Origin of the sequence: Sphingopyxis sp. (assembly GCF_035686825.1) — a bacterium.
GTDB lineage: Bacteria > Pseudomonadota > Alphaproteobacteria > Sphingomonadales > Sphingomonadaceae > Sphingopyxis.
Window position 1 is genome coordinate 776,309 of sequence record NZ_DASRYZ010000003.1, and the last position, 23,687, is coordinate 799,995.

Annotated in this window: 19 protein-coding genes, 1 tRNA gene and 1 riboswitch; of the genes, 13 read left to right on the forward strand and 7 right to left on the reverse strand. The window is 67.3% G+C overall.

What is annotated here, in order from left to right:
• The first annotated feature begins 14 nt into the window (after window positions 1-14).
• From VFG17_RS08320 to VFG17_RS08355, 8 genes are all read left to right on the forward strand, one after another.
• On the forward strand, window positions 15-1,661 hold the full coding sequence (locus VFG17_RS08320) for a CHASE domain-containing protein (RefSeq protein ID WP_325028987.1): 1,647 nt from the start codon (window positions 15-17) through the stop codon (window positions 1,659-1,661).
• On the forward strand, window positions 1,645-5,235 hold the full coding sequence (locus VFG17_RS08325; RefSeq protein ID WP_325028988.1) for a hydantoinase B/oxoprolinase family protein: 3,591 nt from the start codon (window positions 1,645-1,647) through the stop codon (window positions 5,233-5,235). The genes VFG17_RS08320 and VFG17_RS08325 overlap by 17 nt, the downstream gene beginning before the upstream one ends.
• Window positions 5,236-5,349: 114 nt before the next feature.
• Window positions 5,350-6,021, forward strand: a complete 672-nt coding sequence (locus tag VFG17_RS08330) for a DUF969 domain-containing protein (protein ID WP_325028989.1) — start codon at window positions 5,350-5,352, stop codon at window positions 6,019-6,021.
• Window positions 6,018-6,956, forward strand: a complete 939-nt coding sequence (locus VFG17_RS08335) for a DUF979 domain-containing protein (RefSeq protein WP_325028990.1) — start codon at window positions 6,018-6,020, stop codon at window positions 6,954-6,956. The genes VFG17_RS08330 and VFG17_RS08335 overlap by 4 nt, the downstream gene beginning before the upstream one ends.
• 150 nt (window positions 6,957-7,106) lie before the next feature.
• On the forward strand, window positions 7,107-8,102 hold the full coding sequence (locus VFG17_RS08340; RefSeq protein WP_325028991.1) for a DUF2891 domain-containing protein: 996 nt from the start codon (window positions 7,107-7,109) through the stop codon (window positions 8,100-8,102).
• Window positions 8,103-8,164: 62 nt separating this feature from the next.
• Window positions 8,165-9,169 carry a LacI family DNA-binding transcriptional regulator gene (locus VFG17_RS08345; protein WP_325028992.1) on the forward strand — a complete coding sequence of 335 codons (1,005 nt, stop codon included), beginning with the start codon at window positions 8,165-8,167 and terminating at the stop codon, window positions 9,167-9,169.
• Between the two features lie 81 nt (window positions 9,170-9,250).
• Window positions 9,251-10,429, forward strand: a complete 1,179-nt coding sequence (locus VFG17_RS08350; RefSeq protein WP_325028993.1) for a GGDEF domain-containing protein — start codon at window positions 9,251-9,253, stop codon at window positions 10,427-10,429.
• A gap of 122 nt (window positions 10,430-10,551) precedes the next feature.
• A complete protein-coding gene (locus VFG17_RS08355) occupies window positions 10,552-10,713 on the forward strand; it encodes a Flp family type IVb pilin (protein WP_325028994.1) in 162 nt (53 codons plus the stop codon).
• Here VFG17_RS08355 and VFG17_RS08360 read toward each other — a convergent pair.
• On the reverse strand, window positions 10,703-11,392 hold the full coding sequence (locus VFG17_RS08360) for a hypothetical protein (RefSeq protein WP_325028995.1): 690 nt from the start codon (window positions 11,390-11,392) through the stop codon (window positions 10,703-10,705). The genes VFG17_RS08355 and VFG17_RS08360 overlap by 11 nt on opposite strands.
• Window positions 11,393-11,706: 314 nt before the next feature.
• A riboswitch (cobalamin riboswitch) is annotated at window positions 11,707-11,924 on the forward strand.
• 116 nt (window positions 11,925-12,040) lie between these two features.
• Here VFG17_RS08360 and metE point away from each other — a divergent pair.
• From metE to VFG17_RS08380, 4 genes are all read left to right on the forward strand, one after another.
• Entirely contained in the window at window positions 12,041-14,359 is a 2,319-nt protein-coding gene (metE, locus tag VFG17_RS08365; protein WP_325028996.1) for a 5-methyltetrahydropteroyltriglutamate--homocysteine S-methyltransferase, read from the forward strand.
• A 16-nt stretch (window positions 14,360-14,375) separates the two neighbouring features.
• Window positions 14,376-14,753 (forward strand): acyl-CoA thioesterase, encoded by a 378-nt coding sequence (locus tag VFG17_RS08370; RefSeq protein ID WP_325029096.1) that lies wholly within the window; start codon window positions 14,376-14,378, stop codon window positions 14,751-14,753.
• Window positions 14,754-14,935: 182 nt separating this feature from the next.
• A complete protein-coding gene (gene acnA / locus VFG17_RS08375) occupies window positions 14,936-17,608 on the forward strand; it encodes an aconitate hydratase AcnA (RefSeq protein WP_325028997.1) in 2,673 nt (890 codons plus the stop codon).
• A 73-nt stretch (window positions 17,609-17,681) separates the two neighbouring features.
• Window positions 17,682-17,957: a CBU_0592 family membrane protein gene (locus VFG17_RS08380; RefSeq protein ID WP_325028998.1), complete on the forward strand. Its 276-nt coding sequence runs from the start codon at window positions 17,682-17,684 to the stop codon at window positions 17,955-17,957.
• Here the strand turns inward: VFG17_RS08380 and VFG17_RS08385 are convergent.
• From VFG17_RS08385 to VFG17_RS08410, 6 genes are all read right to left on the reverse strand, one after another.
• Window positions 17,954-19,411: an amidohydrolase family protein gene (locus tag VFG17_RS08385; protein ID WP_325028999.1), complete on the reverse strand. Its 1,458-nt coding sequence runs from the start codon at window positions 19,409-19,411 to the stop codon at window positions 17,954-17,956. The genes VFG17_RS08380 and VFG17_RS08385 overlap by 4 nt on opposite strands.
• A 48-nt stretch (window positions 19,412-19,459) precedes the next feature.
• Complete coding sequence (locus VFG17_RS08390) at window positions 19,460-19,957, reverse strand: GFA family protein (protein WP_325029000.1); 498 nt, start codon at window positions 19,955-19,957, stop codon at window positions 19,460-19,462.
• 63 nt (window positions 19,958-20,020) lie between these two features.
• Window positions 20,021-20,096 (reverse strand) — tRNA-Val (locus VFG17_RS08395).
• Between the two features lie 76 nt (window positions 20,097-20,172).
• Window positions 20,173-21,144 (reverse strand): magnesium and cobalt transport protein CorA, encoded by a 972-nt coding sequence (locus tag VFG17_RS08400; protein ID WP_325029001.1) that lies wholly within the window; start codon window positions 21,142-21,144, stop codon window positions 20,173-20,175.
• A gap of 75 nt (window positions 21,145-21,219) precedes the next feature.
• Window positions 21,220-21,732: a hypothetical protein gene (locus VFG17_RS08405; RefSeq protein WP_325029002.1), complete on the reverse strand. Its 513-nt coding sequence runs from the start codon at window positions 21,730-21,732 to the stop codon at window positions 21,220-21,222.
• 38 nt (window positions 21,733-21,770) lie between these two features.
• A complete protein-coding gene (locus VFG17_RS08410; RefSeq protein ID WP_325029003.1) occupies window positions 21,771-22,814 on the reverse strand; it encodes a MarR family winged helix-turn-helix transcriptional regulator in 1,044 nt (347 codons plus the stop codon).
• Between the two features lie 233 nt (window positions 22,815-23,047).
• Here VFG17_RS08410 and VFG17_RS08415 point away from each other — a divergent pair, with 233 nt between their 5' ends.
• Complete coding sequence (locus VFG17_RS08415; protein ID WP_325029004.1) at window positions 23,048-23,629, forward strand: thermonuclease family protein; 582 nt, start codon at window positions 23,048-23,050, stop codon at window positions 23,627-23,629.
• The last annotated feature ends 58 nt before the right edge of the window (window positions 23,630-23,687 follow it).

Sequence of the window (23,687 nt, forward strand, 5' to 3'; positions counted from 1 at the left end):
GGCAGGATGAATTAATGCGCCCTTCTTCATGGGCCGATCGGCTGCTGGCGTTCTCCGCCCGCTTCGTGGGTCTTGTCATATTGGTCGCCACGCTGCTCGCTGCGGGGGCGAGCTTCCTCTACAACCGCGGCGAAGAGGCCGATCGCGCCGACCGCGTCGCGATGCAGGTCAATATGCGGCTGCGCGATCATATCGCGGTGCTCGAAGGCGTGCGCGCCCTCTATCAATCGGACAGCCAGTCGAGCGGTCCGGGCATCCGCGCCTATCTCGCGTCGCTGCGGCCGCAGGTCCACGCGCCGGGGATGGAAGGCATCGGTATCGCGGTGGCGATGCGGCAGGGAACGCCCGCGGCGGCCGAAGCGATGCTGCGCCAGAATTACGGGCGCGACATTCGCGTCTGGCCCGCGACCAGCCAGCCGATCGGCTTTCCGATCGTCCTCGTCGAACCCTATACGCCGCGCCGCGACCAGGCGCTCGGCTATGACATGTACAGCGAGCGCATCCGGCGCGAGGCGATGCGCCGCGCGTGGCAGACCGGCCAGCCCGCGGCGAGCGGCATCGTCCAGCTCGTCCAGGAAAAGGGCGTCGCCAAGCGGCAACCCGGTTTCCTGATCTACGTCCCCATCTATGCGGGCCGCGCCGCGTCCGGCCCGGCCGCACCCTCCGGCGACGCGTCCCCTTCGGCCGCCTTCGCCACCGCACCGAACGCACGGCCGATCGAGGCCTTCGTCTACGCCCCCTTCCGGATCCACGACCTGATGACCGCGGCGCTCGGGTCGCAGCTCGACACGATCGGGGGGCTGGAAATCTTTGCGGGCGAAGGCCCGTCGGCGCCGCTCGTCTTCAGCCACGGCAAAATGGGTTGGGATACCCACGAACAGAAACTCCGCGTCGGCGACCGGCAATGGACGATGCGCATCTCCTACGGCCGGCTGCTCGAACGGATTGGCCGGCCCTTCGGCATCTTCCTCTTCGGCTTCGCGATCATGCTGCTCGCGATGCAGCTCCACCGCCTCCAGCAACGCCGCGTCGGCGCCTTCCAGGCGCTCGCCGACGAACAGGCGCGCCACGCCGCCGACCGCGAGCTGATGATCGGCGAGATGGCGCACCGGATGAAGAACGCCTTCGCGCGCATCGGCGCGCTCGCGCGCATCACGCTGCGCGAATCGACAAGCCTCGAGGATTTCGAGGCGCGCTTCGACGGCCGCATGCGCGCGTTGTCCGACGCCAAGCAGATGCTCGTCACCGGCGCGGTCGGCAGCGTCGAGCTCGGCCAGATCATCCACCGCGAACTCGATCTCGCCGGGGTGTCGGAACAGCAGCTGGCGGGCATTTCGGGGCCCCACGTTCGCCTGGACGACGAGGGGGCGCAAGCGATCTCGCTCGCGATCCACGAATTCGTTACCAACAGCATCAAATATGGCGCGCTCGCGGGCCAGGGACATCTCACGGTCGGCTGGCACCGCGACGATGGCGACATCGAACTCGACTGGACCGAAAGCGACCTCGCCGAAACCCCCGATATCGAAAGCGAAAGCTTCGGCACCCAGTTCATCCGCACCCTGATCGAGCGGCAATTGAAGGGCAGCTGGAGCCGCACCGCGGTTGACAAGCGCCTCGCCATCGTCATTCGCTGGCCCGACAATGGCACCCCCGACTGACGACCGCTGGCATATCTGGATCGACCGCGGCGGCACCTTCACCGATGTCGTCGCGCGGCGTCCCGACGGTGCCGTCGTCACGACCAAATATCTCTCCGAGGACCCCGCGCGTCCCGGCGACGCCGCGGTCAATGCGATCCGCGACCTCACCGGCGCCGGCAGCGGCGCGCTCCCCCCGCTCGCGATCCGCATGGGCTCGACCGTCGCGACCAACGCGCTGCTCGAACGCAAGGGCGAGCCGACTTTGCTCGCGATCACGCGCGGCTTCGGCGACGCGCTGACGATCGGCTATCAGGACCGCCCCGAGCTGTTCGCGCGCCGGCTCGACCGTACGCCGCCGCCGCATGCCGAGGTCGCCGAGATCGCCGAGCGCGTCGCCCCCGACGGCACCATCCCGACCCCGCTCGACGAGGAAGCCGCGCGCGCATCCCTGCAAGCCGCGCGCGACCGCGGCCTTTCGAGCATCGCGATCGTGTTGATGCACGGCTACCGCTACCCCGATCACGAACGGCGCCTCGCCGCCATCGCCGCCGACCTCGGCTTCAAGCAAATCTCGACCAGCCACGACGTCAGCGCGCTGATCAAGCTCGTTGGCCGCGGCGACACGACGCTCGCCGACGCCTATCTCTCGCCCGTCCTCCACCATTATGTCCGCCAGTTCGTCGCCCAGCTCGGCGACGGCGTCGACCCGCAATTCATGAAGAGCTCGGGCGGCCTCGCCGCCGCGTCGGCCTTCCACGGCCGCGACGCGATCCTCTCGGGCCCGGCGGGCGGCATCGTCGGCATGGTCGGCAGCGCCGCGCCGCTCGGCAAGCACCGGCTGATCGGCTTCGACATGGGCGGCACCTCGACCGACGTCAGCCATTATGCCGGGCGCCTCGAACGCGATAACGAGGGCGTAGTCGCGGGCACGCGCATCCGCGCCCCGATGCTGCGCATCCACACCGCGGCGGCGGGCGGCGGCTCGATCTGCCGCTGGGACGGCGCGCGCCTGCTCGTCGGCCCCGAAAGCGCCGGCGCCAATCCCGGTCCCGCCGCCTATGGCAACGGAGGCCCGCTCACCGTCACCGACTGCAACGTCCTGCTCGGCAAGATTCAGCCGGGTCACTTCCCCAAACTCTTCGGTCCGAACGGCGACCAGCCGCTCGACCGCGAGGTCGTGGTGCGGAAATTCGCCGCGATGGCCGCCGAGGTCGGTAATATCACCCCCGAAGCGCTCGCCGAAGGCTTGCTCGCCATCGCGGTCCAGCAGATGGCGAACGCGATCAAGCGCATCACTATCGCGCGCGGCCACGACGTCACGCAAGGCTACAGCCTCGTCGGGTTCGGCGGCGCCGCGGGCCAGCATGTCTGCCTCGTCGCCGACGCGCTCGGCGTCGACGAGATTTTGCTCCACCCGCTCGCGGGCGTGCTCTCGGCCTATGGCATGGGCCTCGCGCAGCCCTCGGCGATCCGCGAGCGCACGCTGGCGCTGACACTCGACAAAGAGTGTGCCGCCGCCCTCGCCACCGCCGAAGCCGAGCTCGCCGAACAGGCCCGCGCCGAGCTCTCCCCGGAAGCCGAGACTACCCGCGAAACGCTGCTCTTCGTCCGCCTCGCCGACAGCGACAATGCGATCGAACTCGCGCTGGCTCCGCCCGCCGAGGTCAGGCAGGCTTTCGCCGCCGCCTTCCGCCAGCGTTTCGGCTACGCCCCGCACGCCAATCTGGTCGTCGACCGCATCCGCGTCGAGCTGACCGAGGCGGGCGATGCGCCCGCCGCCCTGCCCCCTCCCGCGCCGGCCGCCGAGGCCGAACCCGAGACCGTCACCGCGTGGCTCGCGGGCGCGGCGCACGCCGTCCCGCTCCATCAGCGCGGCGCCCTCGCCCCCGGCCGCAGCATTGCCGGCCCCGCGATCATCATCGATGCGCTGTCGACGACGGTGGTCGAACCGGGCTGGCGCGCTGAGGTCCAGCCCGAAGGCACCCTCCTCCTCGCGCGCACCCGCTCGGCCGAGGTCGCGGCAATCGCCCACGACGACCTCGCGACCCCCGACCCGATCCGCCTCGAAATCTTCAACAGCCTGTTCATGGCGATCGCCGAGGAGATGGGCGGCGCGCTTCAGCACAGCGCCTCGTCGATCAACATCCGCGAACGGCTCGACTTCTCCTGCGCGATCTTCGACGGCAGCGGCAGCCTCGTCGCCAACGCGCCCCATATGCCCGTCCATCTCGGCTCGATGGGCGAAAGCGTCCGCACCATCCTTCGGCAAAGGACGATCGACGGCCGCGGTATCCGCCCCGGCGACGCCTATGCACTCAACGCGCCCTATGACGGCGGCACCCACCTTCCCGACATCACCGTCATCATGCCGGTGTTCGTAGAGGGCGAAACCCCGAGCTTCTTCGTCGCCGCGCGCGGCCACCACGCCGACCTCGGCGGCATCGCCCCCGGCTCGATGCCCCCCGACAGCAAGAGCATCGCCGACGAAGGCATCCTCTTCGACAACAGGCTGATCGTCGACGACGGAAATTTCCTCGACGCCGATGTCCATACGCACCTCACGTCGGGCGACTGGCCCGCACGCAACCCCGCGCTCAACATCGCCGATTTGAAGGCGCAGGTCGCCGCCTGCCAGCGCGGCGCGAGCGCGCTCGCCGACCTCAGCGCCGCGCACGGCGCCGCGACCGTCGCCGCCTATATGGCGCACGGCCAGCGCCAGGCCGAAGTCGCGGTGCGCCAGCTGATCGCCCGCCTCGACGACGGCCAGTTCGGCTACGCGATGGACAATGGCGCCGTGGTCGCGGTCGCCGTCACAGTCGACCGCGAAGCGCGCGACGTCACGATCGACTTCACCGGCTCCAGCGCCACCCTCCCCGACAATTTCAACGCCCCGATGCCCGTCGTCCGCGCCGCCGTCCTCTATGTGCTGCGCACCATGCTCGACGACCCGATCCCGATGAACGAGGGCTGCCTCGCCCCCGTCACGCTGACCGTTCCCGACGATTCGATGCTTTCCCCAAGCTATCCCGCCGCGGTCGTCGCGGGCAATGTCGAGACGAGCCAGGTCATCACCGACGCGCTGTTCGCCGCCTTCGGCGCGATGGCGCCCGCGCAGGGGACGATGAACAATTTCACCTTCGGCAACGACGCTCACCAATATTATGAGACGATCGCCGGCGGCTCGGGCGCCGGCCCCGGCTTCGACGGCACCAGCGTGATCCAGACGCATATGACCAACAGCCGCATGACCGATCCCGAAGTGATGGAAACGCGCTTCCCGGTGATCGTCGAGGAGTTCTCGATCCGCAAAGGCTCGGGCGGCGCGGGACAATGGCACGGCGGCGACGGCGCCACCCGCCGCATCCGCTTCCGCGAACCGATGGCCGCGAACATCCTCGCCAATCGCCGCAAGATCGCGCCAAAGGGCCTCGCGGGCGGCGCCGACGCCGCACCCGGCCGCAACTGGGTCGAACGCGCCGACGGCTCGGTCGAGATGCTGGCGGCGACGGGCAGCGCCGAACTAGCGGCAGGCGACGCGTTCGTGATCGAAACGCCCGGCGGCGGGGGCTATGGGAAAGCGGGGGGAGAATAGATTGAGATTTGCGCCACCTAAAACTTCGTCATTCCCGCGAAAGCGGGAACCGAGTTGCGGCGCTGGCTCGCTGGGCTCCGGCTTTCGCGGGAATGACGAAAGAGGGGTGCAATCATGCTCGTCCTGATCGGCATCCTCATCATCATCGCGGGCTTCCTGCTCCGCTTCAATCCTTTGCTCGTGATCATGGCCTCGGCGCTCGCGACCGGGCTCGCCGCGGGGCTCGACGTCACCGCGATCATCGCCGCCTTCGGCAAGGCGTTCAACGACACGCGCTATGTCAGCATCGTCTGGATCGTCCTCCCCGTCATCGGCCTGCTCGAAGCTTATGGCCTGCAACAACATGCGCGCAGCCTGATCGGCCGCATGAAGGGCGCAACGCTCGGCCGCCTGCTCACCTCCTATCTGCTTCTCCGGCAGGCGATGGCGGCGGTCGGCCTCACCTCGGTCGCGGGGCATCCGCAGACCGTCCGCCCGCTCGTCGCGCCGATGGCCGAAGCCGCCGCCGAGGCGAAGAACGACGCGCTCACCGAAGACCAGCGCGAGGAGGTCAAGGCCTTCGCCGCCGCGACCGACAATGTCGGCCTCTTTTTCGGCGAGGATATCTTCCTCGCGATCGGCTCGATCCTGCTGATGAAGGGCGTACTCGAAGGCTATGGCTATATCATCGAGCCGCTGCACTTCTCGCTCTGGGCGATCCCGACCGCGATCGCCGCCTTCATCATCCACGGCCTCCGCCTCCGCCGCCTCGAACGGCGAATGAAGAAGCAGGAGGCGGGCGCATGATCACGCTCGGCTTCGTCTATATCCTCGCGGGGGTCACCTTCGCACTCTTCGCCACGCTCGGCCTTCTCGACCGCAGCAACCCGAAACGCTTCGGCAACGCCGCCTTCTGGGGCCTGCTCGCGCTGTCGATGCTCGCGGGCGACCGCCTCGGCGATTTCGGCAACGGCCTGCTCGTCCTCGCCCTCGTCGCCATAGCCGGCACCGGCCAGATCGGCCGCGCGCCGGGCGGCGATGTCCCCGCCGACGTTCAGGCGGAACGCGCCGCGCGCCACGGCAATTTCCTGCTCCTCGTCGCGCTGATCATCCCCGCGGTCGCGCTCGCGGGCACCTTCCTGTTCAAATGGGTCCCCGGCCTCGCCGACCCCAAGCAGGCGACGCTCATCTCGCTCGGTATCGGCGTGCTGATCGCGCTTGGCGTCGGCATGGCGCGCCTCAAACCGCCGCCTTTGCTTCCGCTCGAGCAGGGCCGCCGCCTGCTCGACGCGGTCGGCTGGGCCGCGATCCTGCCGCAGATGCTCGCGAGCCTCGGCGCGGTCTTCGCGCTCGCCGGGGTCGGCGAGGTGGTCGGCGACCTCATCGGCACGACAATCCCCGAAGGCAGCCTGTTCGGCGCGACGCTCGCCTTCGGGCTCGGCATGGCGCTGTTCACCATGGTGATGGGCAACGCCTTCGCCGCCTTCCCGGTGATGCTCGCCGCGGTCGGCATGCCGCTGCTGATCGAGCAATATGACGGCGACCCCGCGGTCGTCGCGGCGATCGGCATGCTCGCGGGCTTCTGCGGCACGCTGATGACCCCGATGGCGGCGAACTTCAATTTGGTCCCAGCGGCGCTGCTCGAACTCAAAAACCCCTATGGTGTGATCAAGGCGCAGATCGGGACGGCGGTGCCTTTGCTCGCGGTGAACATCGTCTTCATCTGGCTCTTCGCTTTCTAAAGATCCTCCCTGCGGCGAAGCCGTGGGGAGGGGGACCGCTCGCGAAGCGAGCGGTGGAGGGGCCGCGTTACTGCCCCTCCGTCAGCGCTTCGCGCTGCCACCTCCCCATCGCTGCGCGACAGGGAGGATCATCTCGACTAGGACGACGGAATGCACCTCACCGCCACTCACGCCACCCGCTTCGCCACCGCCACCCTCGCGCACCTCGGCCGCGAATATCCGTACAAGATGGACCTCGTCCTCGTCGGCCCCGAGGACGCCAAGCCCCCGCGCGAGCATCATCCGATCTTCCACGGCAGCTTCGACTGGCACAGCTGCGTCCACGGCTGGTGGCAGATCCTCCGCCTCGCGCGCCGTTTTCCCGACCTGCCCGTCGCCGCCCAAATCCGCGCGCGCGCCGGCGAAATGCTCGTCCCCGAAAAGGTCGCGGGCGAACGCGCCTTCCTCGATCGCCCTTATTCGGCCGCCTTCGAGCGCCCCTACGGCTGGGCGTGGCTCCTCGCGCTCCACGCCGAGGCCGCACGCCACGACGCCCCCTGGGCCGCCGCGCTCGAACCGCTCGCCCTCGCCTTCGCCGAACGCTTCCATACCTTCCTGCCCAAACTCACCTATCCCTTGCGCGTCGGCACCCATTTCAACATCGCCTTCGCCTTGCTCCTCGCGCGCCACTGGGCCGAAACCCGCGATCCCGCGCTCGTCACCCTCATCGACGCCCGCGCCGACGAATGGTTCGGTGCCGACCGCGACTGCCAGGCGTGGGAGCCCGGCGGCGACGAATTCCTTTCCTCGGCGCTCACCGAAGCGCATCTGATGGCGGCCGTCCTCGGCGGCGATTTCCCCCGCTGGTTCGACGCCTTCCTCCCGCGTGCCGCCACGCAGCAACCCGCGACGCTCTTCACCCCCGCGACCGTCTCCGACCGCAGCGACGGCAAGATCGCGCATCTCGACGGCCTCAACCTCAGCCGCGCGTGGAGCTGGCGCGCCATCGCCGCCGCGCTGGGCCCCGCTCACCCCGCCAGCCCGGTCGCCACCGCCGCGGCCGAGCGCCACCTCGCCGCCGCGCTCCCGCACGTCACCGGCGACTATATGGGCGAGCATTGGCTCGCGAGCTTCGCGCTGCTTGCACTGGATGGCCTCGCCGATTGACAACCCACGCGCTCGCGGCAACAGACGGCGCAAGGGGGGAGAGGCGAGAGGTGAACGGAAAGATGCTGCGTCCCACATCGTTCGACGTCGCCGAGCGCGCCGGCGTGTCGCAATCGACCGTCTCGCGCGCTTTGCGCAACAGCCCCGGCGTCAACGCCGAGACGCGCGCGCGCGTCTCCGCCGCCGCGCGAGAGCTCGGTTATGTCGTCGACCGCCACGCCTCGTCGCTGCGCCTGAAAAGCAGCGAGACGATCGCGCTCGTCACCATCTGCCGTCCGGGCGAGGATCGCAGCGCGATCAACCCCTTCTATTTCGCACTGCTCGGCAGCATCGCCGCCGCGACCTCGGCGCGCGGCTTCAACCTGCTCGTTTCGTTCCAGGAAAATGCCGACAATTTCCGCGCCGATTTCGTCGCCTCGGGGCTCGCCGACGCGATGATCGTCATCGGCACGACCAGCAACCGTCCGGCGTGGGACTATTTCGCCGCCGCACAATCGTCAGGCCTCGACTTCGTCTGCTGGGGCAGTCCGGGCAGCCCCTTCCACTGGATGCGCAGCGAGAATGACATCGGCGGCCAGCTCGCCGCCGAGCATTTTATCGCCACCGGCCGCCGCCACATCGCCTTCGTCGGGCCGCAGCAGTCGCCGCAGCGCCAGTTCGACGAGCGCCGCGACGGCTTCACCGCCGCGCTCGGCCTCCACGGCCTCACCCCCGTCGTCGCCGAGCCCCCCGCCGCCGCCGACCGCCACGCGCAGGGCGTCGCCGCGGTGCAGGCCCTCCTCGAAGCGCATCCTGAAACCGACGCGATCTTCGCCGCCAGCGACATGCTCGCCTTGGGCGTGCTCCAGGGCCTCAAGGACGCCGGCCGCCGCGTGCCGCAGGACGTCGCGCTGATCGGCTTCGACGGCATCCGCGCCGGCACCCTCGCCGACCCCGCGCTCACCACGCTCGAGCCCGACCTCGACGCCGCGGGCGAGGCGCTCGTCGCGATGGCGCTCGAGGACGACGAACGCACGCGCAGCGGCACCCGCATCCCCGTCCACCTCGTCGTGCGCGGCACCGCGTAACCGTGACTTAACTCCCCGAAAAGTAACCACTTGTTATCCATGTCCTGCTACCCCCGGGGGGCGGGGGCAGAAAGCGGTAGTGTGAACGGACAATTTTTCATCTCGCTGCTCAATCCGGGCATCGGCCTCCTGTTCGCGGTCGCCTTTTTCCTGCTGTGGCTGAACCGGCGCGAGCCTTATGTCGCCTATGCCGCCGGCGCCTATACCGCCACCGCGCTCGCCTTCCTGATCCAGGACGTCGGCCCGGTCCTGCCGATGGAGCTGCAGCGGCTCCCCGCCAATTTCCTCTTCCTGATGACCGGCGTGCTCTTCGCCGCCGCGATCATCAAACGCTATGCGCTCCCCGTGCCGTGGCGCGCGATGGCCGCGACCACCGGCGTCGCGACCGCGGTTTTCCTCTGGTTCCTGATCGGCAGCCCGAGCATCGCCGCGCGCATCCTGTCGATCAGCATCGGCGCCGGGATCATCGCGATCATGGTCGTCGCCGCGCTCTGGCCGCTCGAAAAGCGCCACCTCATCGACCGCGTGCTCTTCTGGGTCGCGGCGATCTCGGCGCTCAACCTCATCGTCCGCCCCGTCGTCCTGCTCTCGCTCCACGGCGGCTTCGACGATTATGTCGGCTTCCAGCAGTCGGTCTATTGGACCACCGTCCAGTTCAGCCAGGCGATGGTGTCGATCGTCGCGGCGATCAGCCTGATGGTCGCGGTCGCGCTCGACCAGATCGCCGAACTCCGCCGCGAGGTCGACGCCGACGATCTCTCGGGCCTGCTCAACCGCCGCGGGTTCGAGGCGCAGGCGGCGGCCGCGCTCCGCCGCTGCCTCGAAGAGCGCGCGCCCGTCGCGCTGATCATCGCCGACCTCGACCGCTTCAAATCGGTCAACGACAATCACGGCCACGCGGTCGGCGACGCGATCATCGCCGCCTTCGGCGCGCACGTCCGGCTGATCGGCCCCGCCGAAATGGTCGCGGGGCGCATCGGCGGCGAAGAGTTCGCGCTGCTTGTCCCCGGCGCGGGGGTCGAGGCGGCGCGCCAGCTCGCCGAGGCGGTCCGCACCGGCCTCGCCGCCGCCTGCGCCGGCCGCATCCCCGCCAGCCTCTGCCCCACCGCGAGCTTCGGCATCGCGATCGGCGCCCCCGCCGCCGGCCTGTCGGCGCTGATGCAACAGGCCGATCAGGCGCTCTACGAAGCCAAGCGTAGCGGCCGCAACCGCGTCCGCGCCTTCGCCCCCAAGCCGGTGCGCAGCATGGCGGGCGGCTGAGCCTTCGATTAATACCGGCTTATCCGCGCGTTAAGCCTGTTCCGCAGCAAAATCGCGACCCCGCCGCGCTATTCCCGCACCGCGACCGAAGCGACGGAACGGGGGACAGGGATATGCGGGCCATGCCGCGAACGGGGTTGATCAAGGACCAGAAGGGCGCGACCGCCATCGAATATGGCCTGATCGCCGCGCTGATTTCGCTCGCCTGCCTCATCGCCTTCCAGATGCTCGGGCTCAGCCTCGCGGGCATCTTCACCACGATCAACGACGCGCTCAACCGCTAGCGGCGTCGCGCCCGCCCCGGTCGCCGCCGCCCGCATCGCCCCCGCCCGGATCGGCGCCGCCCGCCTCGCGCGCGCGCTCGGCCGCGAGCCGCGCGAGCGCCTCGCCCGCCGCCAACTGGCCGCAGCGCATGCACAAGCCCGTCGCGGCCTCCTCCCCGGCCTTCTCGGCGGCGTGCGCCGCGCGCATCCGGTCGAGCTTGCCGAGCAGCTTCTCTGTCGCGCTGCCCGGATGGAAATATTTGATCCCCCCGCCGTCGAAGCGCCAGCCCGCCAGATGCTCCTCGGCGCTGATCGCCGCATCGCCGTCATAGCGCCGGTACCTTGTCCCCGCCGCGCCGCCCTCTCCCAGCTCGCCGCGCTTCAGCAGCAGCCCGAGCATCGCGTCCGACGGCACGATCCGCCGCTCGACCTCCTTGCCGCCCCGGATCACCACCATCTCGCGCCCCACCACCGCGCGTTCATAGGCGACCGCCTGCAATCCGCGCAGCGCGCGCGCCAGCGCGGTCGAACAGGCGCGATCAAACGCGTCAAAGCGACGGCGCGCGTCATTGACCGACTTGCGGCTGATCCCCGCCACCCGCGCCGCATCGGTGACGCACCCCGACTGCGCCAGCACGGCAAGAAACGTCCGCGTCCGCGCCACGGTCCACCCATCCTCGCGAATGCGCAGCCCGGGCATGAAGGGATTTTCCTTCTTGGCCCCCTCGGCGCCCCCCTGAATCCCCTCCCGCTTGCGGGAGGGGGTGCGAGACTTGCCAGCTCGCTGGCTAGTCGCAGCGGGGTGAGCACCATTCCCGCCCCCACCGTTTTCTCCCGATTTCCCCCGCGAACCCCGCGCCACCTTACGCCCCATAGCTCCATCTCCCGAATCACTTGGAATGAATCTGAATTATTTTGAACCTATTTGGATAATGTAGGAAAGAAGAAATTTGGACCATGAAGTTTGATATAAAGAATTCTTTATATGATGATTGACAAGCTGCACGAAAGGAATATCCTGAAAGCTGTCGAGGTTCTTCGCGTCGCCCGTGCGGCACGAAGCTAAGACGGGAAGCCGGTGGGTCCCGACAGGGACGAATCCGGCGCTGCCCCCGCAACTGTAAGCGGCGAGCGGCGGTCATCATGTGTCACTGGTTCGGCAAGGAACCGGGAAGGCCCGACCGCAGCATGGACCCGCGAGCCAGGAGACCTGCCTCGTCAGATACGTCCTCCGGCGGGGTGTCCGGTCAGGCCGCAAGCATGGCTGCGCCCGACCTTGCCTCGCGGGTGCGGGTCCCCGTGCCTACGCGTCTGCCCGGCGCCTTGCCCATCGCAAGGTGCTTGAAACATGACTGTCAGCGTCGCCACCCTCGGCTTCCCCCGCATCGGCCTCCGCCGCGAGCTCAAATTCGCGCTCGAAAATTACTGGGCGGGCAAATCCTCGCTCGCCGAATTGCAGATCGCCGCCACGGGCCTTCGCGCGGTGGGCTGGGCGCGGCAGAAGGCGCTCGGCGCCGACATCCTGCCTTCGAACGACTTCTCGCTCTACGACCATGTCCTCGACACAAGCGCGCTCGTCGGCGCGGTCCCGTCGCGCTACGACTGGAGCGGCGCGACCGTCGATCCCGACCTCTATTTCGCGATGGCGCGCGGCGCGCAGGCGCCCGCCGCTTGCGGCCATACCCACGGCGGCGACACGACCGCGATGGAAATGACCAAATGGTTCGACACCAACTATCATTTCCTCGTCCCCGAACTCACCGCCGGCCAGAGCTTCCGCATCGCCTCGACCAAGATCTTCGACGAATTTGAAGAAGCGAAGGCGCTCGGCTATGCGACGCGCCCCGTCCTCCTCGGCCCCGTCAGCTATCTGATGCTCGCCAAGGGCAAAGCGGTCGAACCGCTCGCGCTGCTGCCCCAGCTACTCGAAACCTACGCCGAAATCCTCGCCCGCCTCGCCGCGTTCGGCGCCGAGTGGGTGCAGATCGACGAACCCTGCCTCGTGCTCGACCTGACGGGCGACCAGCGCACCGCCTTCGAGCGCGCCTATGCCAGCCTCGCGACGCGCGGGCCCAAGCTGATGCTCACCACCTACTTTGGCGGCCTCGGCGACAATCTCGATCTCGTCGCCGAGCTGCCCGTCCACGGCCTCCACCTCGACCTCGTCCGCGCGCCCGATCAGCTCGAACCCGTGCTGGCAAAGCTCCAGCCGCACGTCTTGCTGTCGCTCGGCGTGATCGACGGCCGCAATATCTGGCGCGCCAACCTCCCCAATCTCTACTGGCGCCTCAAGACCCTCGCCGGAAAGCGCGACCTCATCCTCGCGCCCTCCTGCTCGCTCCTCCACGTCCCCGTCGACCTCGCGCTCGAAACCGCGCTCGACCCCGAAATCGCCCAGTGGCTCGCCTTCGCCGCGCAAAAGGTCGAGGAACTCGCCGCGCTTGCGAAAGCGCTCAACGAGGGCGAGGACGCAAGCTTCGCCGCCTTCTCCGCCTCGCGCATCGCCGCGGTCGCGCGGTCGACCTCACCGAAAATCCACGACCCCGCCGTCGCCGCCCGCCTTGCCGCGCTCGACGAAAGCGCCACGCACCGCGCCTCCCCCTTCGCCGCGCGCCGCGAAGCGCAACAGCGACGGCTCAACCTCCCCGCATACCCTACCACCACGATCGGCAGCTTCCCGCAGACCCCCGAGGTCCGCAAGGCGCGCGCCGCGCATATCCGGCGCGAGATCGACGACGCGGCTTACGCCCAATATCTCCGCGTCGAAACGCGCGCCGCGGTCAAGTGGCAGGAGGAAATCGGCCTCGACGTCCTCGTCCACGGCGAGTTCGAGCGCAACGACATGGTGCAATATTTCGGCGAGCAACTCGCCGGCTTCGCCTTCACCCGCGCCGGCTGGGTGCAAAGCTATGGCTCACGCTGCGTCCGCCCGCCGATCCTCTACGGCGACGTCTCGCGCCCCGAACCCATGACCGTCGACTGGTGGCGCTTTGCGCAGGAACAGACCGGCTTGCCGATGAAGGCCATGCTCACCGGCCCCGTCACCATCCTCAACTGGTCCTTCGTCCGCGATGACCAACCACGCGCGGCAAGCTGCCGCCAGATCGCGCTCGCGATCCGCGACGAGGTGGCGGACCTCGAAGCCGCCGGCGCCCCGATCATCCAGATCGACGAGGCGGCCTTGCGCGAAGGCCTGCCGCTCCGCCGCTCCGAATGGCAGCACTACCTCGACTGGGCGGTTGAAAGCTTCCGCATCGCCGCCGCGGGCGTCCGCGACGACACGCAGATCCACACACATATGTGCTATTCGGAATTCAACGACATCATCCGTGCGATCGGCGCGATGGACGCCGACGTCATCTCGATCGAAACCGCAAGATCGCAGATGGAGCTGCTCGACGCCTTCGCCAGCTATGCCTATCCGAACGAGGTCGGTCCCGGCGTCTACGACATCCACAGCCCACGCATCCCCGCGGAACGCGAGATGACCGACCTCCTCACCCTCGCCGCAAAGCATGTCCCGCCCGCACAGCTATGGGTGAATCCCGACTGCGGGCTCAAGACGCGCAGATGGAACGAGGTGCGCCCCGCGCTGATCGCGATGGTCGCCGCCGCGAAATCGATGCGCGCCCGCGCGCGCGTGAAGGAGGCCTATCTTGCCAAGTGACGCCGCTCCCGAAGCGATGCCGGGCGCCCTTCCCGCCGTCCGCGTCACCGCCATGCCCGCCAACGCCAATGTCTATGGCGATATTTTCGGCGGCTGGCTGATGGCGCAGATGGACCTCGCCGCCTCGTCGGTCGCGTCGCTCCACGCGCGCGGCCGCGCGGTGACGATCTCGGTGGAGGGCATGTCCTTCCACCGCCCCGTCTTCGTCGGCGACGAGGTCTCGGTCTTCGGCCGCCTCGTCAAGGTCGGACGCACCTCGATGCACGTCGAGGTCGAAACCTGGGCGCGCGACCGCCATGCCGACGAAGCGCACAAGGTCACGCAGGCGGTCTTCATCTTCGTCGCGGTCGGCCCCGACCGAAGGCCCCGCGCGGTGCGGCCTTTGCCGGACTGAATATTGGACGCTCGCAAAGGGGGTGAGGGAACATCATCTCCCCCCCACCCCCTTGCATTTCCCCACCCTCGGCGTAAGGCGGCGCCAACATAAACCTGCGCGTGCGACTCCGCTTAGCTCCGCTCTCCCGAACGGGCACCGGCCGTCATTCCCCGCCGCGCCAACATGGGGACTGCAATCCTATGACCACCACCGGCCACGACACGCTGGGAACCCGCTCGACGCTCGACGTCGGCGATAAGAAGTACGCGTACTATTCGCTCGACAAGGCCGCGGCCAAGCTCGGCGACGTTTCGCGCCTGCCCTTTTCGATGAAGGTGCTGCTCGAAAATCTGCTGCGCTTCGAGGATGGCGGCTTCACCGTGTCGAAGGATGACGTGCAGGCGCTCGTCGACTGGCAGAAGGACCCGCATTCGAACCGCGAGATCCAGTATCGCCCGGCGCGCGTGCTGCTGCAGGATTTCACCGGCGTTCCCTGCGTCGTCGACCTCGCCGCGATGCGCGACGCGATCGCGACGCTCGGCGGCGACACGTCGAAAATCAACCCGCTCGTTCCCGTTCACCTCGTCATCGACCACAGTGTGATGGTCGACGAATTCGGCCACCCCAAGGCGTTCGAACAGAATGTCGAGATCGAATATTATCGCAACGGCGAACGTTACGACTTCCTGAAATGGGGATCGAAGAGCCTCGACAATTTCAAGGCGGTGCCCCCGGGCACCGGCATCTGCCACCAGGTCAACCTCGAGCATATCGCGCAGGCGGTGTGGTCGAGCGAAGACGCGTCGGGTGAAACCGTCGCCTATCCCGACACCTGCGTCGGCACCGACAGCCACACGACGATGATCAACGGGCTCGGCGTGCTCGGCTGGGGCGTCGGCGGGATCGAGGCCGAGGCCGCGATGCTCGGCCAGCCCGTGTCGATGCTGATCCCCGAAGTCGTCGGCTTCAAATTCACCGGCAAGCTGAAAGAGGGCGTCACCGCGACCGACCTCGTGCTCACCGCGACGCAGATGCTGCGCGAGCGCGGCGTCGTCGGCCGCTTCGTCGAATATTTCGGCCCCGGCCTCGCCTCGCTGAGCCTCGCCGACCGCGCGACGCTCGCCAACATGGCGCCCGAATATGGCGCGACCTGCGGCTTCTTCGGCGTCGACGACAAGACGCTCGATTATATGCGCCTGACCGGCCGCAGCGAAGAGAATATCGCGCTGGTCGAGGCCTATGCCAAGGCGCAGGGGCTGTGGATCGTCGAGGGTGCCGCCGACCCGGTGTTCACCGACACGCTCGAACTCGACCTTGGCACCGTCGTCCCGTCGCTCGCGGGGCCGAAGCGTCCGCAGGACCGCGTCTCGCTTCCCGAGGTCGACGATGTGTTCAACGCCGACATGGCGAAGGTATACAACAAGGCGCAGGCGCGCGTGCCGGTCGAGGGCAAGGATTTCGACATCGGCGACGGCGACGTCACCATCGCCGCGATCACCAGCTGCACCAACACCTCGAACCCCGGCGTGCTCGTCGCCGCGGGGCTCGTCGCGAAAAAGGCCGACGCGCTGGGGCTGAAGCCCAAGCCGTGGGTCAAGACCTCGCTCGCCCCGGGGTCGCAGGTGGTCACCGACTATCTCGAAAAGGCCGGGCTGCAAAAGCATCTCGACAATATCGGCTTCAACCTCGTCGGCTATGGCTGCACGACCTGCATCGGCAACTCGGGCCCGCTCGCCGAGCCGATTTCGAAGGCGATCAACGAGAATGGCCTCGTCGCCGCGGCGGTGATCTCGGGCAACCGCAACTTCGAAGGCCGCGTATCGCCCGACGTGCGCGCCAACTTCCTCGCCTCGCCGCCGCTCGTCGTCGCCTATGCGCTGAAGGGCACGGTGATCGAGGATTTCACCACCACGCCGATCGGGCAGGACCAGTCGGGCAACGACGTGTTCCTCAAGGACATCTGGCCGACCAACCAGGAAGTCGCCGAGACGGTGCAGGGCGCGGTCGACCGCGACATGTTCGAGGCGCGCTACGCCCATGTCTACAAGGGCGACGAGCATTGGCAGAAGATTTCGGTCGAGGGCAGTGACACCTATCAGTGGCGCGCGGGCTCGACTTACGTGGCGAACCCGCCCTATTTCGAGGGCATGTCGATGACCCCGGCGCCGGTCGCCGACATCATCGACGCCAAACCACTCGCGATCCTCGGCGACAGCATCACCACCGACCATATTTCCCCCGCCGGCAGCATCAAGGCGGACTCGCCGGCCGGAAAATGGCTTATGGAACATCAGGTTAGCAAGGCCGACTTCAACAGCTACGGCGCCCGCCGCGGCCACCACGACGTCATGATGCGCGGCACCTTCGCCAACATCCGCATCAAGAATGAAATGGTCCCCGGCATCGAGGGCGGCATGTCGCGCTATGGCGCCGAGGTCATGCCGATCTACGACGCCGCGATGCGCCACAAGGCCGACGGCACGCCGCTCGTTGTCATCGCCGGCAAGGAATATGGCACCGGCTCATCGCGCGACTGGGCGGCGAAGGGCACCAACCTGCTCGGCGTCCGCGCGGTGATCGTCGAAAGCTTCGAGCGCATCCACCGCTCGAATCTCGTCGGCATGGGCGTGCTGCCGCTGCAGTTCCTCGAAGGCCAGAGCCGCGAGACGCTGGGCCTGACCGGCGACGACCAGTTCACGATCACCGGCGTCGCGGACCTGAAGCCGCGCCAGACGGTGGCGGTGAACGTCACCCGCGCCGACGGCTCGACCTTCGCCTTCGACACGCTCTGCCGCATCGATACCGCGAACGAGGTCGAATATTATATGAACGGCGGCATCCTGCACTATGTGCTGCGCAAACTCGCGGCCTGACGCCGCGCACCGCTGATGCTATGAGCGCCCGCCCCCTCACCGGGGCGGGCGTTTTCATTTGGAGAAGGGCCGCATGGACGCGGAGGTCATCGTCATCGAAGTGATCGGCTGGACCGCCGCCGCGATCATCCTCGCCGCCTATATCCTGCTGTCGCTCGGCAAGCTCGAGGGGCGCAGTTATTTCTATCAGTGGATGAATGTGATCGGCGCCGGGGGCTTCATCGTCAATTCGGGCTACAACGGCGCGCTGCCCTCGGCCGTGCTCAACGTCATATGGGCCGGGATGGGCCTGTTCACGCTTTGGAGCGTCTGGCGCGCACGGCAAGCGTCGCGCGCCGTAATCCCTTAACGCGCCGCCCCCTCGGCGTTCCACGCCGCGACCTTCGCCCGCGTATCGGCGAGCATCTTGTCGAGCGTCGCGCGATCCTGGACCATTCCGCGCAGCACCACCGTATCGATAGCGCGCGTGGCGGCGCTGTCCTCGAGCGGATTCTTGGTGAGCAGCACGAGGTCGGCCGCCATTCCAGGTTTGATCGCCCCATAACGATCGAGCTGCCCGAACCATGCCGGTCCCGCACGCGTCGCCGAAGCGAGCGCCTGCGCGAGTGTCAGGCCTTTCGCCGTGAAAAGCTCGATCTCGTCGTGCAGCCCGAACCCGGGATAGTTGAAGCTGTTGAGGAAGCCGGCATCGGTCCCCGCGATGATCGGTACCCCCGCTTCGGCGAGCATCGGCAGGATCGTCGCCACATCCTCGATCTGCTTGTGCCGTGCCACGATCGCCGCCGCATCGGCCTTGGCCGCACGCTCGATCCGCCAATCATAGGTCTTGCGCAGCTTCGGCCCGATATAGGCAAGCCCTTCGTCCTTCGAATGATCGTCGCGGTCGAGATAGGCGATGATGCGGCTGCCGTTGAGCGTCGGCGTCACGAACACGCCCTTGGCGGCAAAGCGGCGATACGCCGCCATCGCGGTGTCGCGGTCGAACCCCGCGTCCAGCCGGCGGTTCGCTTCCGCGCGGTCGATGCGCCCGGCGGCGAAATCGGCGGCGATCGCGGCTTCGTCCTTCGCGCCGGCATTATAGGCATAGTCGAGATGCTCGATCGAACTGATCCCCGCGTCGACCGCCTGATCGACGGTCAGCGCCATCGGGATGTGCCCCGACGTCTTGAGGCCGAGAATCTTCGCCTGCCGCAGCGCATAAAGGAAGAGTTCGGGTTTCAGCGTGCTGTCGGTGATCTTGACGAAATCGACCTTGTCGCGGTTCTTCAAACGGTCGAGCGCCGCATCGACATCGGCCTCGCTGCCGACCTCGATCGTGCCCTTCCACACCGGCGCGATCCCCTCGATCTTTGCCCCCGATGTCAGCAAGCGCGGGCCGAACAGGCTGCCGCTCGCAATCTCGCCGCGCCAGGCGAGCACCTGCTCGGGCATATCTCCCGAACAGTCGCGGATCGTGGTGATGCCGTTCGCGACATAGAGCGGCAGCAGCGCCTTATTCTCTTCGATCAGGTCGGGCCCGCCGCCGAAATGGACGTGCATGTCCCAAAGGCCGGGGATCAGATAGCGCTTCTTGCCCTCGATCGTTCGCGCCGCGTGCCAGTCTTTTGCAATCGCGCCATCGGCGCCCACCGCGACGATATCGTCGCCTTTCAGCACCACCGCCTGCCCGGCGATCGTCTTCGCCGCTTCGACATCGACGATCGAGACATGACGGATGATTACATCGCCCTGCTTCGGTGCGGCCAGCGCGGACGGAGCAAAAGCGAGCAGCGCCGGGGCGAATGTGAGGAACAGTTTTTTCATGGGGCGACCTTTCCGATAACTTTCCCCTTAACCTCGTCGGACGCGAGATCAAGCGACCCAGACACCCTCGGCCTTGTGCCATTCTTCGATCGATTTTTCAGGGTAAAGGTCGAACGCCGCATCGCCGGGTCCAATGGCGGGTTCGACCCAGCTCGCCTTATATTTGAGCATCAGATGCACACGCGACGGCGCCGTCGGAAGCTCCGAATCGATCGCGCTCGCGAAGGGATGGACGAGATCGGGCCAGTTCGGGTCGTAAAGCCACAGTGCCGATCCGCACCCACGGCAGAAACGCCGCTCGCCGCTGGACAGCTTGCATGCCGAATGTTCGTCATCCTCGATCCGCGCGCGATAAAGGCCCAGATGCTCCTCGCCCTCGATCGTCAGGCTCGTCGCGTCGGCGCCGAGGTTGATCGCATAGCCGCCGCCGCCCTGCTGCTTGCGGCAGATCGAACAATAGCACAGCTGATACGGAACCGGCGTATGGCTCATCACCGAAAAGCGCACCGCGCCGCACCGGCACGAGCCGTCGAGTTTGGTCGGCATGAATGTTCCTTTCGCGCGATCAAGGGCCCGCTAGCGCCAACGCGCGATCGAAAGGAAGGTTCGTGGTGGGCGCTGACGGGCTCGAACCGCCGACCCTCTCGGTGTAAACGAGATGCTCTACCAACTGAGCTAAGCGCCCCCAAAGATGTCGCCATCAGGGAGGTGCGCGCCCTGCCACAAGCCGTCGTCGCTGGCAAGCGATGGGTCGCCCGCGGTCAGAGCCAGCCGATATGTTTGAAGCGCCAATAGAGCGTGAGGCAGATCGCGCCCATCGCGCCGACGATCAGCGGATAGCCAAAGACCCAGCCGAGTTCGGGCATGAACTCGAAATTCATGCCGTAAATGCCCGCGATCGCGGTCGGAACCGCGAGGATCGCGGCCCAGGCGGCGAGTTGGCGGGTGATCACGCCCTGACGCTGCTGTTCGAGCATGCCGTTGGTCTCGATGACCGACGCGGCAATGTCGCGCAGCCCGTTGAGGCGATATTCGGCGCGCTGCACATGGTCCCAGACGTCGCGATAGAAGGGACGCACCGCGGGGTCGATATTGGGTAGATCATCGTCCGTGGTCAGGCGGCCGGCGACCTCTTTCATCATCCCGACCGGCCGCTGGAAGCGGATGATCTCATGCCGTTGCTTGTAAAGGTGGCGGATTTCAGCGGCATCAAGCGGGGTGTCCATCACGCTGTCCTCGACCGCCAACATCCGTTCCTCGATCGCATCGATCACCGGGAAATAGCCATCGACGATGAAATCGAGCACGGCATAGAGAACATAATCGGGGCCGTGCGCGAGTTTCGCCGGCAGGCTTTCGAGCCGCGCCCGAACATCGGTGTGCGTTCGCGCCGATCCGTGGCGGACACTGACGAAGAAATGCGGGCCGATAAAAAAGGCGGTTTCGCCCGGCTGGATCGTATCGCCGTCGAGATTGGCGGTTCGGGTGATGATGAACAGCTGGTCGCCATAGGTTTCGACCTTGGGCAACTGGTTCGCCTTCAGCGCGTCCTCGACCGCCAGCGGATGCAGGCCGAACCGCTTGGCGATGCCGGCAAGCTCTTCCGGGGTCGGCTCGTAGAGGCCAAGCCAGAAGAAATCGCCGGTGTCGCAATCCTCCGGGATCGCCTCGTCCGGGCCGAGGTCGCGGACGAGCTTGCCGTCATGATAGAGGCGGGCGGCCATGATCGGCATTCGGTGGAAACTCCCTTGCGTGCGGCGCCTACATAGTGTGCGGGAGCGGCAAGGGAAATCACCTCTTAAACCCGACTAGATATCCCGGCTGTCGTACGCCCATTGGAGCAGCGCCTGGCGTTGCTTCGGGCGGCAAAAGGGATCGCCGGGCTCGCAGTGCTTGCGCACTTGCGCCGCATGACGCCGGAACGCGCGCCATCGCGCAATCTGCCGGCGATCTTCGTCCGGCATCCGCCGCCCCGAATAATAGCGGCAATACCATTGGAACCAGCCCCGCGGATCGTCGGGATGGATCCAGCCCTTTTCGATCCAGATGCGGAGCGGCACGCTCGCCCGAACGCCGAAATAGTTCAGCGAACAATCGGGAGATTGTGGCGCAAGCTTCCCTTCCTCGAACCAGCTCGCGGGGAATTCGGCCGCACAGTCGGTCATATATTTCCCGCAGAACACGCCCAGTTTCAGCATTTCCGCGGGGGTGAGTTCGGGTTCGAAATCGGGATCGAACGCCCGCCCCATTGGCGCCGCGCGCGTGTAACGGTAGCCCCTCTGCATCCGGTCGTTCACAACCACTTCGGCTTCGTTCTTCATCGGGCGAGGCTAGCGCGCCGTTCGGAGCCGGGCCATCGCTATTCGTCGAGCGCCTCGAAATAGCGGGAAAGCGCATCATGGGCTCCCTCGGCCAGCGCGATGAAGATGCGGCGGCCGTCGTGCGGATCGGCCTCGCGAACGAAGAGGCCCGCGTCGGTCATCGTCTTGATCCAGCGCAGCGCCGTCGTCGCGGGAACAGCGGCCGCGATGCACAGGCTCGACACCGACACCGGCTGGCGCTCGAGCCGCGCGGCATACAGGTCGAGCAACATGTCCCACGCCGGATCGGCGAACAGGTCGGCGGGGAAATATTGCTCGCGCATCCGCCGCTGGCGCAGCATCCGCCGCACCGCTTTCGCGCGCTGCCGGTCGAGCGTTCGGTCTTCGGGAATGAAGCTGCGCGGCATGGCCGCATAGTCGCGCGTTGGCGCGCGAACCTGCTCTGACGCTGCCGAATCCGCGTCCCATGGCACGAAGCCGGTCGGCGTGCCGGGAAGACCGCTCCGCTGTCCCGCAAGGTCGCCGAGAAGGCGGGAAATGCGCGCGACTTCCTCTTGCAGCCGGTCAATCCGTTCCATCGCGTCGTCGCGGGCGATATCGTGGACCGCCCCGTACCGCGTGCGCCGCGCCGCCGCGAGCGCGACGAGCTTGTCGGCCGCATCGGCGTCGACGAGTAGCTGGACCTCGATCGATGCGGGAATGGCCGCGACAATTCGGTCGAGCGCCGACAAAGCGGTTTCGCAAATCAGGTTGCATCCCTGCTCGCCCGCTGCCGCGCAAATATCGGCCAGCATCTCGCTCTCCACCGCGTCCGATGCCGCCAGCCAGATGATGTCGAGCGTATCGGTCCGCCGGATATGGCTCGCCGCCTCCGATGCCGCGACCGTTCCGGCCACCCGTATGTCGGAGAGGTCGGCAATATCGGGCAAATCCGCGCGGGTTCCGACGAACAACAGCGGCGACGCGACAGCCTGGGGGATCGAACCCCTGGATTGCGTCCCTGCCCAGACCTCACCCGAATGAAAACCGCGATCCGGAAGAACCGACGTGTCGAAGTCGATTTGCGTCCTCTGGTCCATCATGCTGCAGCCCCCGTTTCCATCGCTCCACCTTGGCGTAACTATGTCGTCATTCCGGCGTCATTCACCTTTTGTTCGTTCCTGTTTGCCGCCAATCCGGACCCAAGCGCGCGATTAGCATGAGTCGCCGGTAGGTCGGCCGGAACGGAATGGTCCATTTTGGACATGATTTGTTCTCCTCGTCAATATCTTATTCGGACTTGCCAACCCGGCAGCCGCGGGCGCACTCGGGGGCCATGATCCGCGCTCCGTCTCCCCTCACTCGTTTGCGATGGCGGCGGCGGCTGCGTTCGCTCATCGCATTGCTGTTGCTCGCGGGTTTGGCGCTGGCGGCGTGGGTTTGGTTGCCGGCACCGGTCGCGACGGTGCCGCTTGTCCATATCATCGACGGCGACAGCCTGACGGTGCGGCATGACGACAGCACGCTGACGATTCGCCTGACCGGGATCGACGCAGCCGAATATCGGCAGGATTGCGCGCGCGCCAATGCAAGCCGGTGGCCCTGCGGCCGCGAGGCGCGCGCGATGCTCGTAAAGCTCGCCGGGCGCGGGCCGCTCCATTGCGAAATCGCGGCGAAGGATCATTACGACCGCACCCTCGCCGCTTGCCGCACCCGGCCGCTTCCCGACGGGATCGACCTCGGCGCCGAGATGGTCCGGCTGGGCGGCGCGATCGCGACCAGCGACGCCTATATGGTCGAAGAGGCCGAGGCGCAGGCGAAGCGGCGGGGAATCTGGCAAGGCGATTTTGTCCGGCCCGCCGACTGGCGCGCGGCGCACGAACGCCCCGCGAATGCGCTCGCGCCGCCCGACAGCTAGTATCAGGCGCAGCATGACGCGCCCGCTATGCCTCGCCGCCGTTTCCGGCTAGGGCGAG

What these genes read in the sequence shown, in the direction of transcription:
- VFG17_RS08320 (WP_325028987.1), top strand. Translation starts at nt 15, where the DNA reads ATGCGCCCTTCTTCATGGGCCGATCGGCTGCTGGCGTTCTCCGCCCGC.
- VFG17_RS08325 (WP_325028988.1), top strand. Translation starts at nt 1,645, where the DNA reads ATGGCACCCCCGACTGACGACCGCTGGCATATCTGGATCGACCGCGGC.
- VFG17_RS08330 (WP_325028989.1), top strand. Translation starts at nt 5,350, where the DNA reads ATGCTCGTCCTGATCGGCATCCTCATCATCATCGCGGGCTTCCTGCTC.
- VFG17_RS08335 (WP_325028990.1), top strand. Translation starts at nt 6,018, where the DNA reads ATGATCACGCTCGGCTTCGTCTATATCCTCGCGGGGGTCACCTTCGCA.
- VFG17_RS08340 (WP_325028991.1), top strand. Translation starts at nt 7,107, where the DNA reads ATGCACCTCACCGCCACTCACGCCACCCGCTTCGCCACCGCCACCCTC.
- VFG17_RS08345 (WP_325028992.1), top strand. Translation starts at nt 8,165, where the DNA reads ATGCTGCGTCCCACATCGTTCGACGTCGCCGAGCGCGCCGGCGTGTCG.
- VFG17_RS08355 (WP_325028994.1), top strand. Translation starts at nt 10,552, where the DNA reads ATGCCGCGAACGGGGTTGATCAAGGACCAGAAGGGCGCGACCGCCATC.
- VFG17_RS08360 (WP_325028995.1), bottom strand. Translation starts at nt 11,392, where the DNA reads ATGCCCGGGCTGCGCATTCGCGAGGATGGGTGGACCGTGGCGCGGACG.
- metE (WP_325028996.1), top strand. Translation starts at nt 12,041, where the DNA reads ATGACTGTCAGCGTCGCCACCCTCGGCTTCCCCCGCATCGGCCTCCGC.
- VFG17_RS08370 (WP_325029096.1), top strand. Translation starts at nt 14,376, where the DNA reads ATGCCGGGCGCCCTTCCCGCCGTCCGCGTCACCGCCATGCCCGCCAAC.
- acnA (WP_325028997.1), top strand. Translation starts at nt 14,936, where the DNA reads ATGACCACCACCGGCCACGACACGCTGGGAACCCGCTCGACGCTCGAC.
- VFG17_RS08380 (WP_325028998.1), top strand. Translation starts at nt 17,682, where the DNA reads ATGGACGCGGAGGTCATCGTCATCGAAGTGATCGGCTGGACCGCCGCC.
- VFG17_RS08385 (WP_325028999.1), bottom strand. Translation starts at nt 19,411, where the DNA reads ATGAAAAAACTGTTCCTCACATTCGCCCCGGCGCTGCTCGCTTTTGCT.
- VFG17_RS08390 (WP_325029000.1), bottom strand. Translation starts at nt 19,957, where the DNA reads ATGCCGACCAAACTCGACGGCTCGTGCCGGTGCGGCGCGGTGCGCTTT.
- VFG17_RS08400 (WP_325029001.1), bottom strand. Translation starts at nt 21,144, where the DNA reads ATGCCGATCATGGCCGCCCGCCTCTATCATGACGGCAAGCTCGTCCGC.
- VFG17_RS08405 (WP_325029002.1), bottom strand. Translation starts at nt 21,732, where the DNA reads ATGAAGAACGAAGCCGAAGTGGTTGTGAACGACCGGATGCAGAGGGGC.
- VFG17_RS08410 (WP_325029003.1), bottom strand. Translation starts at nt 22,814, where the DNA reads ATGATGGACCAGAGGACGCAAATCGACTTCGACACGTCGGTTCTTCCG.
- VFG17_RS08415 (WP_325029004.1), top strand. Translation starts at nt 23,048, where the DNA reads ATGATCCGCGCTCCGTCTCCCCTCACTCGTTTGCGATGGCGGCGGCGG.